20 protein-coding genes are annotated in these 14,101 nt (G+C 70.4%); 4 read left to right on the top strand and 16 right to left on the bottom strand.

The genetic code is table 11. The features are described 5' to 3' along the window. The coding region (locus tag ACWCO3_RS20790; protein WP_450011527.1) for an NAD(P)-binding oxidoreductase at window positions 1-419 on the top strand (419 nt) is incomplete at its 5' end. Window positions 420-447: 28 nt separating this feature from the next. On the opposite strand, the gene ACWCO3_RS20785 is transcribed toward ACWCO3_RS20790, so the two are convergent. The 15 genes from ACWCO3_RS20785 to ACWCO3_RS20715 all read right to left on the bottom strand — a co-directional run bounded on the left by ACWCO3_RS20785 (window position 448) and on the right by ACWCO3_RS20715 (window position 12,030). After that, a complete protein-coding gene (locus ACWCO3_RS20785) occupies window positions 448-1,146 on the bottom strand; it encodes a DivIVA domain-containing protein (RefSeq protein WP_145781736.1) in 699 nt (232 codons plus the stop codon). Beyond that, the gene (locus ACWCO3_RS20780) at window positions 1,143-2,324 is read right to left on the bottom strand and encodes a globin domain-containing protein (RefSeq protein ID WP_354888978.1); all 1,182 of its coding nucleotides are present in this window, start codon (window positions 2,322-2,324) and stop codon (window positions 1,143-1,145) included. Before ACWCO3_RS20780 ends, ACWCO3_RS20785 begins: the two co-directional genes overlap by 4 nt. Window positions 2,325-2,326: 2 nt before the next feature. Beyond that, the gene (locus ACWCO3_RS20775) at window positions 2,327-2,725 is read right to left on the bottom strand and encodes a group I truncated hemoglobin (RefSeq protein ID WP_145781732.1); all 399 of its coding nucleotides are present in this window, start codon (window positions 2,723-2,725) and stop codon (window positions 2,327-2,329) included. Between the two features lie 261 nt (window positions 2,726-2,986). After that, window positions 2,987-3,583, bottom strand: a complete 597-nt coding sequence (locus ACWCO3_RS20770; RefSeq protein ID WP_145781730.1) for a MerR family transcriptional regulator — start codon at window positions 3,581-3,583, stop codon at window positions 2,987-2,989. 196 nt (window positions 3,584-3,779) lie between these two features. Further along, window positions 3,780-4,244, bottom strand: coding sequence for a bifunctional nuclease family protein (locus ACWCO3_RS20765; RefSeq protein ID WP_088989552.1), 465 nt, complete (start codon window positions 4,242-4,244; stop codon window positions 3,780-3,782). A 185-nt stretch (window positions 4,245-4,429) separates the two neighbouring features. Then, window positions 4,430-5,128, bottom strand: coding sequence for a transcriptional regulator FtsR (gene ftsR, locus ACWCO3_RS20760; RefSeq protein ID WP_197699460.1), 699 nt, complete (start codon window positions 5,126-5,128; stop codon window positions 4,430-4,432). A gap of 50 nt (window positions 5,129-5,178) precedes the next feature. Then, window positions 5,179-5,631, bottom strand: coding sequence for an oxoglutarate dehydrogenase inhibitor Odhl (gene odhI / locus ACWCO3_RS20755; protein ID WP_007071101.1), 453 nt, complete (start codon window positions 5,629-5,631; stop codon window positions 5,179-5,181). 215 nt (window positions 5,632-5,846) lie between these two features. Then, a complete protein-coding gene (gene gcvH, locus ACWCO3_RS20750; protein WP_088989550.1) occupies window positions 5,847-6,227 on the bottom strand; it encodes a glycine cleavage system protein GcvH in 381 nt (126 codons plus the stop codon). Window positions 6,228-6,287: 60 nt separating this feature from the next. After that, window positions 6,288-7,316, bottom strand: coding sequence for a DUF881 domain-containing protein (locus ACWCO3_RS20745; protein WP_450011523.1), 1,029 nt, complete (start codon window positions 7,314-7,316; stop codon window positions 6,288-6,290). A 10-nt stretch (window positions 7,317-7,326) separates the two neighbouring features. Beyond that, window positions 7,327-7,659 (bottom strand): small basic family protein, encoded by a 333-nt coding sequence (locus ACWCO3_RS20740; RefSeq protein WP_088989548.1) that lies wholly within the window; start codon window positions 7,657-7,659, stop codon window positions 7,327-7,329. Continuing rightward, entirely contained in the window at window positions 7,656-8,600 is a 945-nt protein-coding gene (locus ACWCO3_RS20735; protein ID WP_244311708.1) for a DUF881 domain-containing protein, read from the bottom strand. The genes ACWCO3_RS20740 and ACWCO3_RS20735 overlap by 4 nt, the downstream gene beginning before the upstream one ends. Next, on the bottom strand, window positions 8,597-9,229 hold the full coding sequence (locus ACWCO3_RS20730) for a CDP-alcohol phosphatidyltransferase family protein (RefSeq protein ID WP_354888963.1): 633 nt from the start codon (window positions 9,227-9,229) through the stop codon (window positions 8,597-8,599). The genes ACWCO3_RS20735 and ACWCO3_RS20730 overlap by 4 nt, the downstream gene beginning before the upstream one ends. Window positions 9,230-9,521: 292 nt before the next feature. After that, the gene (locus ACWCO3_RS20725; protein ID WP_145781724.1) at window positions 9,522-9,986 is read right to left on the bottom strand and encodes a MarR family transcriptional regulator; all 465 of its coding nucleotides are present in this window, start codon (window positions 9,984-9,986) and stop codon (window positions 9,522-9,524) included. Between the two features lie 53 nt (window positions 9,987-10,039). Beyond that, window positions 10,040-11,212, bottom strand: coding sequence for a PP2C family protein-serine/threonine phosphatase (locus tag ACWCO3_RS20720; RefSeq protein WP_145781721.1), 1,173 nt, complete (start codon window positions 11,210-11,212; stop codon window positions 10,040-10,042). Between the two features lie 71 nt (window positions 11,213-11,283). Beyond that, window positions 11,284-12,030: an SAM-dependent methyltransferase gene (locus ACWCO3_RS20715; RefSeq protein ID WP_450011519.1), complete on the bottom strand. Its 747-nt coding sequence runs from the start codon at window positions 12,028-12,030 to the stop codon at window positions 11,284-11,286. Between the two features lie 118 nt (window positions 12,031-12,148). Here ACWCO3_RS20715 and ACWCO3_RS20710 point away from each other — a divergent pair, with 118 nt between their 5' ends. The 3 genes from ACWCO3_RS20710 (at window position 12,149) to ACWCO3_RS20700 (ending at window position 13,788) form a co-directional block, all read left to right on the top strand. After that, entirely contained in the window at window positions 12,149-13,030 is an 882-nt protein-coding gene (locus ACWCO3_RS20710) for a universal stress protein (protein ID WP_450011517.1), read from the top strand. Window positions 13,031-13,102: 72 nt separating this feature from the next. Next, a complete protein-coding gene (locus ACWCO3_RS20705) occupies window positions 13,103-13,315 on the top strand; it encodes a phosphatidylethanolamine-binding protein (RefSeq protein ID WP_088989541.1) in 213 nt (70 codons plus the stop codon). Continuing rightward, entirely contained in the window at window positions 13,312-13,788 is a 477-nt protein-coding gene (locus ACWCO3_RS20700) for a hypothetical protein (RefSeq protein ID WP_145781715.1), read from the top strand. Before ACWCO3_RS20705 ends, ACWCO3_RS20700 begins: the two co-directional genes overlap by 4 nt. On the opposite strand, the gene ACWCO3_RS20695 is transcribed toward ACWCO3_RS20700, so the two are convergent. After that, complete coding sequence (locus ACWCO3_RS20695) at window positions 13,789-13,992, bottom strand: hypothetical protein (RefSeq protein ID WP_088989539.1); 204 nt, start codon at window positions 13,990-13,992, stop codon at window positions 13,789-13,791. Window positions 13,993-14,101 lie beyond the last annotated feature (109 nt).

The raw sequence follows: 14,101 nt of genomic DNA, 5'->3' as shown, positions 1-14,101 counted from the left end.
GCGGCGCCGCCCGCAAGGACACCGTCGACCGGGCCGCCGCCGCGCTCCTCGCCGACGCCGCCACCCGCGCCGGTGTCCGCCGCTACCTGCTCGTCTCCTCGATGGGCGTGGACGACCCACCCGCCGCCGGCACCGACGACGTGTGGGCGGCGTACCTACGCGCCAAACGCGCCGCCGAAAACGACCTACGCGACCGCGACCTGGACTGGACGGTGCTGCGACCCGGACGTCTCACCGACGACCCACCCACCGCGGCCGTCACCCTGACCCGGCACGCCGGACGCGGCGCCATCAGCCGCGCCGACGTCGCCCACGTCCTCGCCGCGCTCCTCGACGAACCACGCACCACCGGCGCGACAGTGGAACTCGTCGCCGGCCCCACCCCGATCACCGACGCCGTCCGCGCCGCCACCACCTGAGCGGGCCCGCCGCCGCGCCCCGGCGAGGTCAGCGCTGCTGGTGCCGGGGCAACGCCGACCGGCCCGCCGCCGCACCAGCAGCGAACGGCGCCCCCGGCGTCTCCGCCGCGATCCGGTCCATCGTGCGAGCCAGATGCTCACTGCCGTCGTCGAGATGCCGCGCCGCCGCCTGCATGTGCGACACCATCATCTCGCCGAAGATCCGCAACGCCTCCCGGGTGGCCACCGTGTCGTCGAAGCTCGGCCCCGCCGCGCTGCGGTACTCCGCCACCGCCCGCTCCGCCTCCTGCTTCGCCTCGGCCTCCGCCGCGTGCAGGTAACTCTCGTACTGCACCCGGGCGTACTCGGCGACCCGCCGCGCGTAGTCGTGCGCCTGCGCGATGATCTGCTCCGCCTCACGCTGCGCCGCGGACAGCAGATTCACCTCCCGCGCCGCCGGGACCTTCGCCGCCGCACCCGTACTCGGGATCACCCCGTGCCGGTGCAACTCCACCCGGTCGTTCAGCCGCTCGTTCTCCGCCCGCAACGTCGCGATCTGCGTCGCCAGCAGGTCCAACTCGTCGGCCACCTGCACCCGGAACCGGTCCACGTCCGCGTTGTCGTAACCACGCCGGGCGAACGACGCGGACCCGAACTCCCACCGCCGGACCCGGTCGGCGGTCATCCGCACCTGCACACCGCCGGAAACCTGTATCCCGTCATACCGACTGATCGGGGTCGCGCTCACCTGTTCCCGCCTCCCGAAGTGTCACCGGCGGTCGTCTCCTGCACCGCCGTGCGCCAGGCCGAGCCGTACCACTGCGAACCCAGGCCCTCGTGATGCACCTGACCCGGGTGGAAACCCGCCTGGACCAACGTCTGCACCGCGTGCGAAACCATCTCGTCCGATCCACACACGAACACGTGCCGGGAACGCCAGTCACCGTCGGCCAACGCCCGATCCACCGCGTGCACGAACTCCCCCGGTCGGTGCACGTCGGCACCCACCACGTACGTCACCGTCAACCACGAGTGCGACGACGCCAACTTGTCGATCGCCTCGCTGTCGTAGAGCTCACTACGGGAACGAGCCGCCACGTACAGGTCCACCCGCCGGCGGGAACCCTCCGCCGCCACCTGCTCCACCAACGCCTTCACCGGCGCCCAGCCCGTGCCCGCCACCAACAACAGCAGGTCACTCGAACCCGCCGACCACAACGCCAGCCGATCCCCCACCGGCGCCGCCAGGTGGATCCGATCACCCACCGCCGACCCGTACACCAACCGCGACGACACCGCCCCACCCGGCGCGGCCCGCACGTGCAACTCCAACGTGCCGTCCGCGCGGGGCGCGTTCGCCGGCGAGTAGTACCGCCACGACCGCACCGACGGATGCGACACCCCCACCGACTGGCCGGGGGTGAACGGCAACAGGTACTGCGGACGCACCGTCAACACCGCCACGTCGAACGCCCGCCGCTCGTGCGCCACGATCTCCGCCACCCACCACGGCGGGTTCACCGCCTCGGCGGCCTGCGCGGCCTCCGTCATCACCTGCGCGACCAACCCGTACGCGGCCGTCCAGTCCGCCGCCAGTTCGTCGGTCCACTGCTCGGCGAGGAAGTGCTGCAACGTCGCCACCAGCGCCTCACCGACCGCCGGGTAGTGCTCCGCGCGGACCGCGAACTTACGGTGATCGGCGCCGAGGTCCTGAAGGAAACCCACCAGGTGTTCCACCTGGTCCACGTTGGACACGATGTGACCCAGCGCGGTTACCAGGCGATCCCGCTGCCCGGCCATGTTCGTGGGGAACATCTGCCGCGTCTCGGGATGAGACAGGAACAACGTCGAGTAGAAGTAGAGCGGCACCTGGTCGCCGTGCGCGGCGACCAGCGACCAGCTCTGCTTGAGTCGGGCCGCGTCCACGCTCAGGCGCCCGACCGGTTCTCGCGGGCCACCACCTGGTCCTGCACCTGTCCCAGCACCGTCTGCACATCAGCCAGGATGTCCGCCGGAACACCCAACTCGGTCAGCGTCACCGTCAGGTGCTCGCCCACCTTCGCGTAGTGCTCCACCGGAATGTTCAACGGCTGGTGCGCCTCGGCCAACCCACGCCCGGTGTACTCGTTGGGGCCACCCAGGACCGTGGTCAACATCAACGTCAGATGCCGCCGCTGACCCACCATGTCCACATCGGAGAAGTAACCCGCCAACTCAGGGTCTACGAGCACCTTGTCATAGAACAGCTCAACCGCCGCCTTGACCGAACTGGCACCACCAATACGGTCGTAGTGCGAAGCGGGAGCGGTCTCTTCCGTAACCGTCACGGTCGTTCCTTCCGGGGGGTGAAGGGTCCAGAACCGTCAGGGACCATAGCGTGTCAAACGCCTCCGGTCAGCGCCCCGGTATCGGGTTCCCGACAATCCCCACACACGCTGCGTCACCACTACCGACAGGTAAATCCACAATCGGCCACCGCAACGACACCCACCGTATCCACAATGGACCGCACCGACCCACCGGCCCCCACCACAGTTACCGAGGGTCGCGAGAAAACCAACCGGAAAAAGCCCGGGAAATGGGAACGCTCAGCCGGCCCGCCGCCGCGCCCGCCGCGCCGCCAACTCGTCACCGACCGGATCCGCATCAGACGTCACCGCAGGCTCCACCGGGCCGCTCGTCGCCGGCTCCGCCGGCAGATGCGACAACGACCCCTGGATCTCCTTGAAAGCCCCACCGATCGCGATCCCGAAAACGCCCTGGCCCCCCTGCAACAGGTCGACCACTTCCTCCGGAGACCGGCACTCATACACCGTCGTCCCATCGGAGATCAGCGTGATCCCGGCCAGATCCTCCACACCACGCGACCGCAACGCCTCGATCGCCTTACGGATGTTCTGCAGGGACACCCCCGCATCCAACAACCGCTTCACGACCTTCAACACCACCAGGTCCCGGAACGAATACAACCGCTGCGTCCCCGAACCCGAAGCGTCGCGAACGCTCGGCACCACAAGCGTCGTCCGCGCCCAGTAATCCAACTGCCGGTAACTGATGCCCACCGCGTGGCAGGCCGTCACACCCCGGTAGCCAACCGAACCCTCACCCTCGACCGCCACCTGCGGCGACGAGGCACCCGGCTCAACCCACTCTCGACCCGGATCGGAATCCTGCGGCTCGTGCATCCGGACAACCTCCCCGTCAGTGCGGTGACGCGTCGTTTCCGGGACGCGCACCCCTCGACACGGCAACCCTATAGCCACCTTCAGGGGTTACCACGGAGGAACCGACGCGACACGCCGCGCAGTCACCAGGAAAGATCACCAACCGCACCAGGGCATCACCGACCGTGACACCCAGGGCGCAGAGCCCAGGAACACCTCAGCCCGCGAAATCCTCCGGACGCACCTGGTCCAGGAACTCGCGGAACTTCTCCACCTCGTCCTCCTGCTCATCAGGGATAACGATCCCCGCCTCGCTGAGGACCTGCTCCGAACAACGAATCGGCGCACCGACACGCAACGCCAACGCGATCGAATCGCTCGGCCGCGCCGACACCCGCACCCCATCACCGATCAACAGATCCGCGTAGAACACGTTCTCCTTGAGCTCGGTGATCTCCACCGCCTGCAAGGGCGCCTTCAACGCCGCCAACACATCCCGCAGAAGATCATGAGTCAACGGCCGGGCCGGCTTGACCCCCTGCTGCTCGTAAGCGATAGCCGTCGCCTCGACCGCACCGATCCAGATCGGCAGATAGCGGTCCCCCTCGACCTCCCTGAGCAGGACGATCGGCTGGTTGCTAGGCAACTCCACCCGAACTCCGACCACGCTCAGCTCGCGCACCGCCGCCTCCGTGTCGTTGTCACCTACGCCGCACCGCGCCCTTCCCTGCACGGTACACGGACCGCGACACGGCCGTCCCATGCGCTACAGCACCACGCCCGCGCCAGAAAGGGGTTACCCCGGCAAGCCTACGGCACGCTTCCCGGAAGAGATCTTTCCGCTCAGCCACCACCCACCGGGCACCATCAACGACCCAACGTCGACCGCAAACCCACCCGCACCAACGCCGCGTGCAACTGCTCCGACAACGCCACCAACTCCCGCGCCGTCTCCGCAGCCCGCGCCCGCGCCGCCGGATCACTCTGCCGCGCCAACGGCGCCACCAACTGCGCGAACAAACCAACCTCACGGTCCGCCGCCGTCCGATAACCCCGCAGATGCCGCGGCTCCAACCCGTACGACGCCAACCCCGCCACCGCCGACGCGATGATCAGAGCATCCCCGTCATACCAACCCGGCGGATCCGACACCAGCACACCGAGCCGCTCCAACTCCACCAACGTCGACTCGTCGATCCCACTACGCGCCACCAAGTCCGCCCGGCCGAGCCGCACCTGCGACGACTCGGCCGGCTCCGACTCACGACCCGGCACCGCACCATCAGGACCAACCGCCACCAACGCCGGCCGCGACCTCTCCGGCTGCTCACCGGACGAATCCCACTGCGCCAACTGCTCACGGATCACCCGCAACGGCAGATACCGGTCCCGCTGCGCGGTCAACACGAACCGCAACCGCGCCACATCGTCCCAGCTGTACTTCCGGTAACCCGCCGCCGTCCGCTGCGGCTCGACCAGCCCTTCGGCCTCGAGAAACCGCAACTTCGAGATCGTGGTGTCCGGGAAATCCACCCGCAACTGCCCGAGCACCTCACCGATGCTCATCAGCGGCTGAGACCGGGCCGCACCGGGTGACGTGGAGGCCGCAGGCTCGTTCACCCCCGGCCGGCCTCCTCCTCCGGGCGCGGACCGGCGATGAACACCACCCGGAACTTACCGATCTGAACCTCGTCACCATTGCTCAACGTGGCCGCCTCGACGCGCTCACGATTCACGTACGTGCCATTCAAGCTGCCCACGTCCCGCACCGTGAAAGTGCCACCGTCACGGTGGAACTCCGCGTGCCGACGCGACACCGTCACGTCATCGAGGAAGATGTCACTGTCCGGATGCCGGCCACTGGTCGTCACATCGTGGTCCAACAAGAACCGGGCACCCGCATTCGGACCTCGACGAACCACCAGCAGCGCCATACCCGGCGGCAACGAACCGGACATCCGGCTCGGCACCACATCGGTGTCCGGCCCCTCCAGCACTTCGTCGAGCGAACCGAGATTGAGCGTCGAAGTGACGTCGAGTGGGGGGAACTCGTCGTCTGGCCGCGTCATGGGACCACCTCACGGATCTGTTCGGTCGGCGTCGGGTAATGGCGGGTCTGGCCGCCGGGCACGTGAACACCCGGCGGCTGGCTCCCCGTGCCCGGGAAGGCAATTCCGCAACGCTCAACTATTTGGGTTCTCGGTCGACTGGGCGAGCCTAGCCAGCGCCGAAATGCAGGGCAACCGGACGCGCGCAGACAGCCCACGCACCGGAACAAGCTCACTCAGCCTTCGGTGATCTTCTGATACGCGCCCGCCGTCAGCAACCCATCCGTCGCCGTCGGATCATTCGGCGTGATCTCCACCAACCAACCCTCACCGTACGGATCAGTGTTGATCAGCTCAGGCGTGTCACCCAACGCCTCGTTACGGGCCGCAACCGTACCCGCGACCGGCGCGTAGATCTCCGACACACTCTTGGTCGACTCGATCTCACCCAACGAGTCACCGGCCGCGACCACCGAACCCGCCTCGGGCAACTGCACGTACACGATGTCACCCAGCGCGTCCTGCGCGAAGTGCGTAATGCCGACCCGGATCACACCCGTGCCGTCACCCGCCACCCACTCATGCTCGGCGGTGTATCGCAGATCCTCAGGAATCACCAGACGCGTCCTTCATCCATCGGTGCCCCGGACCACCCAGGTCCGGGGCGGCCGCGCCGGTCAGGAGACCGGACGGGCGTGTTCCAACTTGATCGGCACGTGCAGCGCCGAAACCTCGGCGACCTCACGCTCCCCAAACGTCACGTTACCGCCGCCACCCCGGACCGACGCCACCACCCCACCAGGAATGTTCAACGCCGTACGCATCGTCGCCGGATCACCGATCACCGTGATCGTGTACGGCCCCGTCAACCGACGCCCCTCCACCACCAACGACCCGTTGTCCCCATCGAGGAAATACGTCGACGCGATGATCCGCACCGTCGCCCGATCACCACCGGAGATCTGCATCGCCTCGGCGCCCGCACCCCGCAGCTCCTGCACCGCGTCCAACACCCGGTTCGCCGTGATCGGCTTGGCACCGGAATCGAACTGCACAGTCAGACCCGGGCCCACCGCCGGCAACGTACCCGCCAGGATCCCCAACTCGTCCGCCCGCCGCGTCGCCTCGTCCAACGCCGCCTGACGGCCCTGCTCACCCGACTGCAACTGCCGCTGGCTGTCCTCCAGAGCACGGATGTCCTGCTGAAGACGGCTCTCCCGCGCATCCAGATCCGACAGGATCCGGACCAGGTCCTCCTGCCGCGTCGCCGCCAACGTCGGGTCCTTCGACGTCGTCTTCAACTGCACGACCAACGTGAAGCCCAGCAACACCAACAACGCCACGATCATCACACCGGCAGCACTCAACCGTGACCGACCACCCACCGCCGGCGTCGACTCCCCCACCGGCTCGGCCAACCCGTCAGCGCTCGCCACCGGCTCGGCCGACCCGTCGGAACTCTCCGCCGGCTCCCCCGACCGCGACACCGCGCTCAAATCCACCGTCGCGCCGTCGTCGACCGGCTCCACCGCAGGCTCATCGCTCGACTCCGGCTCCGCGGGCTCACCCTGCGGCGCCAACGGGCTCAGCTCGTCCGGATCCGGCGCATCCGGCCGCGGATCAGGCTCACCCGCCGGCCCACCCGGCCGCGCCGGACCCGCCGGCTGCGGCCACCCCGTCCCCGTGTCGGTCTGCTCGTCACTCATCGCAATCAACCTACGCCCGGAACAGGTGCCGGCGGATCGCCGCCACGTTGCCGAAGATACGCACACCCAACACGACGACCACACCGGTGGACAACTGCCCGCCCACCCCCAACTGGTCGCCCAGATACACGATCAGACCGGCGACCAGCACGTTCGAAATGAACGACACCACGAACTGCTTATCGTCGAAGATGCGGTCCAAACGCGCCCGCACACCACCGAACACCGCGTCCAACGCGGCCACCACCGCGATCGGCAGGTACGGCTGCAACGCCGCCGGCACCGCGGGATCAAGCACCACACCGAGCACCACACCGGCGAGCAACGCCAGCACCGCGATCATCGGCCACCTCCGGAGGGGCTAACTGTCGTCGTCGGACCGGACGACCCGGGACTGCCGGACCGGACACCCGACGCGGAAGGGCTCGGACTGACCGACGGCTTGGCGTAGCGTAGCTGCGGCTCCGCAGCCGCCGGCAGGGTGAGGTCGTCCGACTCCCGCACACCGAACGACAACCCGGTCTTCTGCGCGACCTCCCGCATCAACGCCGCGTTCCGACTGGTCTCGAACTTGCGCCGCATCGAACCCGGGCCGATCGCCGACACCTCGTACGGCCCGGTCACCGGCCGGAAGTCCACCAACATCGCCTCACCCGCCGACCTGATCGTCGACGTCGACGTCAACCGCTGCCCGTTGATGGCGATCGCCTCCGCGCCGGCACTCCACAACGCGTTGGCCACCCCCTGCAGGTCGCTGTACAGCACCCGCGGCGGACCAGCACCGGCGCCGGTCACCGCATCCGCGTTGTCCGGCGCGTCCGCCAACCGCACCACCACACCGTCACCGCGCACCCGGCCCAGGCCCGTACTCGCCTCCAGGTTGCGCAGCCGGGCCGCCGCCGACCCGCTCAACGCCGCGTCCCGCTGCCGACTGACCTCCTCGCGCAGCTGGTCGGCCCGCGTCGACAACCGGTCGGTCTGATTCTCCCGCTCCTTGATCTGCGTCACCAGACCGGAACGGGCCTGGCTGCGCCCCGGCTCGTCGGCCATCGTCTGCCGGTACGCGACCGCGAACAGGAAGCCGAGCATCACCACCACGACAAGGCTGACCGTCCGCGACGACCGCGCCCGCCAACCCCGCACCGGCCCGGACTCCGCCGACCGCCGACGGGCGGCCGCCGCGTCCGCGTACCCCGGATCCAACGGGTTGCGGAACAGTTCGGTGAGGAAGTCCGGCGCGTACACCCGGTCCTGGCCGGGCTTCCCGAGCCGCGGCGCGCTCACGCCGCCGCTCCCGGGCCGCGGGCCGCGCGCACCAACCGGGCCGCCTGTACGACGTACATCGCGCCGGCCACCCAGTAGAGCACCAGCCCCCACCAGGCAAGCCCCCATCCGATCGCGGCGGTCGCCGTCGCCGCGGCGCTCCACTCGGTCGCCAGCAGCAGCACCGGGAAGGCCGCGAGGAGCAGGAACGTCGCGGTCTTACCCACGTAGTGCACCGGCGGCGGCCCGTACCCGTAGCGGCGCAGCACCGCCAGGGAGCCGAGCAGGAGCAGCTCGCGGGCCAGCAGCGCCGCGGTGAACTGCCACGGCACCACCTCGCGCGCGGTGAACGCGATCAGGGTGGCGAGGATGTAGAGCCGGTCGGCGAGGGGGTCGAGCAGTTCGCCGAGTCGGCTGACCTGGCGCAGGCGGCGGGCTATCCAACCGTCGACCCAGTCGGTGGTGCCGCCGATGGCGAGCACGACGATCGCCGCCACGTCGGCCCGGCTGACCAGGAAGAGGTAGAGGAATAGAGGTACGCCCAGCAGCCGTCCGAAGCTGATCAGGTTGGGCAGGGTGAGCACCTGGTTGCCGGGAGTCTGGTCACCGGTGTCCGGCGGTTGCTCTGCCCGAGCCGGCCGACGCGACACCGATCCTCCTCCACGGCACGTGGGCCCCCAGCCGACGTCGGGCGTGGCTGAGGGGCGTACGCGTTGTCGGGCCGACCACCGCCGGCTCCCCCTGCGGCCCCGGGCGGGGCCCTCCCCTGACGCGGCCCGCGATCTCGATGATCGCGGGCCGGGTAAGTGCGCTGTCACTATATCGGGCTTCCGCCTGGCCCCTGAGGCGCTGCCGCGCGGCATCTGGTGCGGCATTGCCGCACTGTGGCGTGGATCACCACGCGTAGAGCGTCCTAGGACACTAGTGGAGGGCGAGCCGCGCTCATGCCGTCTGCGCTGCGGGGTCGTTGTGCTGCTCGGGCACCGGCTGCGTCGCCGCCCGGGCGAACCCGACCAACGCCAGCAACAGATCGTGTTGCATCCGCGTCGGCATCCGATCCAACACCGCCTGCACCGCCCGCTGCCGCCGCTCCGCCAACTCCTCCAACAGGGTCAGCGCGGCCGGGGTCGGCAACAGCCGCACCTCGCGACGGTCACGTGGATCGGCCACCCGGCGCAACAACCCGGTCGCCTCCAGCCGGTCGCAGAGGCGGCTCGCCGACGAGGGCACCACGTCCAGCAACTCGGCCAACCCGTTGACGTTGGTCTCCTGCCGGTTGCTGATCAGCATCAGCACCCGCAACTGGGTCGGCGGCAACTGGTGCCGCGACGCGGCCGAATCGAGCACGGCGATCAGCGTCTCGGCAGCCGCGTTGATCGCCGCGGCGAGATCCGCAGGTCGCTCCACCCGATGTCCCCTGCCGTCGTTACGCTGCTGGCCGCCCGGCGAAGCGGCGGCCCTCACCCGCTGCCCCGCTCACGCGGACCGCGCCAGTCCAGACAGACCACGACGGCGTCGTCCCGCAGATCGGACTCCGCGTGGTAGGCGTGCAGCTCGCGCATCACCGTACCAACCGCCTCGGCCGCCGGCTGCAACCGCGTGGCGCGCAGGGAACGCGCCATCACGCGCTGCCCGTACGGCTCCTGACCCGGCGGCTCGGCGGCCCACACCCCGTCGCTGACCACGAAGAGACGGTCACCCGGTTCGAGGCGCAACTCCTGCAGCTCGTAGCGGGTCTCCGCGAACATCCCCAACGGCAGCTGCTGGTCCAGCTTGATCTGTTCCACCACGGACCCCCGCATCCGCAGCAGGTGCGGGGAACCGGCGTCGACCGCCCGCACCTGCCCGGTGCGAGTGTCCACCTCGAGCAGCAGAGTGGCCACATACCGCTGGCCCCGGTGTTGGTAGAAGACCGTGTCCGAGGCCAACTCGGCCTGCTCCACCAGCCCGCCGCCGGACCGACGCGCGTTGCGCATCGCGTTGACGGTGACCGAGGTCAGCATCGACGCGGCCAGACCGTTGCCCTCGCCGTTGAGCACCGTCAGCGTGAGACGGTCACCGTCCAGGGACCAGTCGAAGTGGTCACCACCCACGGTGTACGCCGGCTCCAGCTGGCCGGCCAGGTCGAACGCCCGGTGCGCCACGCTGCGACCAGGCAGCAGGTCCCACTGCATCTCGGCGGCCATCGTGAGTCGCTCGCGGCGGCGCGCCCGCCGGTAACGGTCGGTCTCCCGGTCGGCCGCGCGCATCGCCACCGCCAGGGCGCCGGCGACGTCCGTCGCGCGGCCGGTGACCGCCGGACCGGGTACGTCGGGAAGCTCGATCAACAGCACACCCAGCCGCTCCCCCCACACCGTCAACGGCAGGTACAGCCGGCAGGGACCCTCGCCATCGCGCACCGGCTGCTGGCTGCTGAAACAGCGCTGTGCCACGGTGTGACAGGCCAGGAAACCCGCCGCCGGCAGGTCCGGATCCAGCAGCGGCCACAGCCCGCTGATCCGGTAGTCGGCGACGAACACGTCGGTGCGCAGCGCACCCATCGTCGACCGGATCACCCGGTCCGCCGCCTCCGCCAGTTGGTCGGGCGGGGCGTCGCGCAGCGCGCGCGACACCACGTCCGGCACGTCCACCATGGTCGTCCTCTCGAGAAGCTTGCTACAGGGCAAGCATCATACGGACGCCCCCGGACGCCGGATCCGCGCGGTCAGTCGCCGCCCCGGGCCGCGAGCACGCCGTGGAACGCGTCGGGCACCCGCGCCGGCGAACCCTCCGGCCGCCAGTCGGTGACGGGGACGATCCCGTCCGCCGTCGGAGCCCACCGACCCAACAGGGGCGCGAACGCCTCCGGTGGACGCATCCGGAACTGCGGGCCCATCATCGCCAGGGCCTGCGGGTAACCCGCCAGTTCCTCGGTGTCGAAGTCCACGGCGAGCAGGCTCCCCGGTGCCGCGGCGGAGTACAACTCGTCGAGCGTACGGGTCAACGTCTCGTCGTCGAGGAACGCGGCGAGGCCCAGGAAGACCACCCCGACCGGCCGTCGACCCCAGCCGGGCACGAACCGGTGCAACTGTGCCGGGTCGATCGTGCCGATGTCGGTCGCGTCACCGAAGCCGTAGCCGGCCCGGTCGCTGCCGGCGAGGATGCTCTGCCCCAGGCGGATGGTGACCGGGTCGACGTCGGTGTAGAGCACCGTCGCGTCGGTGACGACCTCGTGCACGTTGCCCCGCGTGGGCACCCCGGCGCCGAACACCAGGAAACCGTCCACCCCGTGCTCGGCCATCGCCCGCACCGCCCGGCCCAGGAACGCCCGCAGCTCCCGGAACACCGGCGCGCACGGCCCGTACGCCTGCTCGAACGCATTCGCGGCGGCCACGTCGACCGGGAAGTGATGCTCCCCACCGAGCCAAAAGTCGATCATCCGCGCGGTGCTCGGCTGGTCCGGTTCACCCATCGACGACGCCCCCTCCCCGGCCGGTCGTCGCCAGCGTACCGACCCCGACGCGCTCCGCGGTATCGCGACGCGGAGGCGTCTGAGCCCGCGATACTGACCGCGGGCGGGAGGTGGGGCGGTGAACTCGGCGAACAACGCTGCGGTGGTGGTCGGCGTGGACGGCTCGGAGCCGGCGCTGCGGGCCGTACGCCTCGCCGCCACGGAGGCCGCGCGGCGGCACCGACCGCTGCGGGTCGTGCACGGGTTCATCTGGCCGCTGCTGCACGTGCCGGTCTCCCCCGCCCCAGGCGCGCCGCCCGGGGGTGGGCTACGCCACGGGGCCGAGGAACTGGTCAAGGCGGCGGTGGCCGAGGCCGAGGCGACCGTGCCCGGGCTGTCGATCTCCGGTGAGATCATCGACGGCGAGGCCGCCGCCGTGCTGGTGGGTGAGTCCACCACCGCCGCGCTCATCGTGCTCGGTGACCGTGGCCTGGGCGGCTTCTCGGCGCTGGTGGTCGGCTCGGTCGCCGTGCAGGTCGCCGCGTACGCCGACTGTCCGGTGCTGGTGGCCCGCGGCGCGCAACGGCCCGACGAGCCGGTGCTGGCCGCGGTGGACGGCTCGGAGGCCTCCCGCGTGGCGGCCGACTTCGCCGCGGAGACCGCCGTGTCCCGCGGTGTGCCACTGGTGGCGATGCACGCCTACCGGCATCCCGGCAGCAGCGGCCCCGGCGACATGCAACCCCTGGTGTACGACGAGGCGAAGCTGCACGGCGAGCAGGAGCGGATGCTCGCCGGCTGGCTGACCGGGCTGACCGAGCGCCACCCGACGGTACGGCTGACCTGCCGGGCAGTACGCGGACGAACGGGCAGCGTGCTCGCCGACGCGTCCCGCTCCGCCCAACTGGTGGTGGTGGGTGGGCAGGGGCGCGGCGAGGTGACCGGGTTGCTGCTGGGGTCGGTGAGCCAGTCGCTGCTGCACCACGCGCAGTGCCCGGTCGCCGTGGTCCGCGCGCCCCAGTGACCCGGGGTTGGCCCGCCGGCAGACGGGTAGACGGCCGCGGTACGCCCAGACCGCCGACGAAGGAGGCAGCAGATGCCAGGACCACGGCCGGGCAGTAACGCGTACGACAAGCAGCGGGCGCGGTTGCGCAACGCGATCGACGACTCCGGACGCCGGGTGCCCGACGGCAAGGCCAACCAGGTCGCGAACCGGATCCTGCAGGAGGATCGCGGCCAACGAGGCGTGGTACGGGGCGACCGCACGTACGGGCCGAAGAGTGAGCGCGAACCGGGCGACCCGAAGTGAGAAGGGTCGACGTGGCCGACGGCGCCATCGCGGGCGCCGTCGGGAGCACCGCGTTGAACGTGGTGAGCTACCTCGACATGGCGCTTCGGGGGCGACCGGAGAGCGATGTCCCGCAGGAGACCGTCGACAAGCTGGCCGGGTTCGCCCACCTGGATCTGGGGTCCGGGGACCGGAGGGCCAACCGCCGCTCCGGCCTCGGGCCCCTGATCGGTTACGGGCTCGGTATCGCCGCGGGTGTCGCGTTCGCGCTCTACGCCGGTGATCGGCGTCAACCACTGCCGGTGGCCACCGGCCTGCTCGGCGCCGGTGTGATGACCATGACGGACGGATCGATCACCGCGCTCGGGCTCAGTGACCCGCGCACCTGGCGGCGCTCCGACTGGATCTCCGACATCGTTCCGCACCTCGCGTACGGACTGACGGCCGCCGCCACCTGGAACAGGTTGCGGCGGCCGTCCGGTCGCGGTCGCTGATCAGCGGGTGTCGCTGTCGTCCTCGGCCACCGGCTCACCGGCCGGGCCGTACGGCGACACCTGCCCCCTGGGCACCGGTCGACCGGCGTCGCCGCGCGACGTGCCACGGTTGGCCGGGTGTCCGCCCGGGGCGGGGCCCTTGTTGTCCTGGCTGGTCGCGCCCAGCGCGTTGCGGCGGAGCTCCTGCTGCTGCGGGTTCGTCACGGGGTGTCTCCCTTCCAGGTACGGCAGGCGGCATCGACCGCCTCCACCGTCGGCATACCCGTCCGCCCCGGGGGCATTCCGGCCCCGGAGCGTCGGCGGGACGGCTAGC

Source organism: Micromonospora sp. NPDC002411, assembly GCF_053592955.1.
Note: the sequence above shows the minus strand (reverse complement) of the source record. Positions and strands in the feature narration are given on the sequence as shown.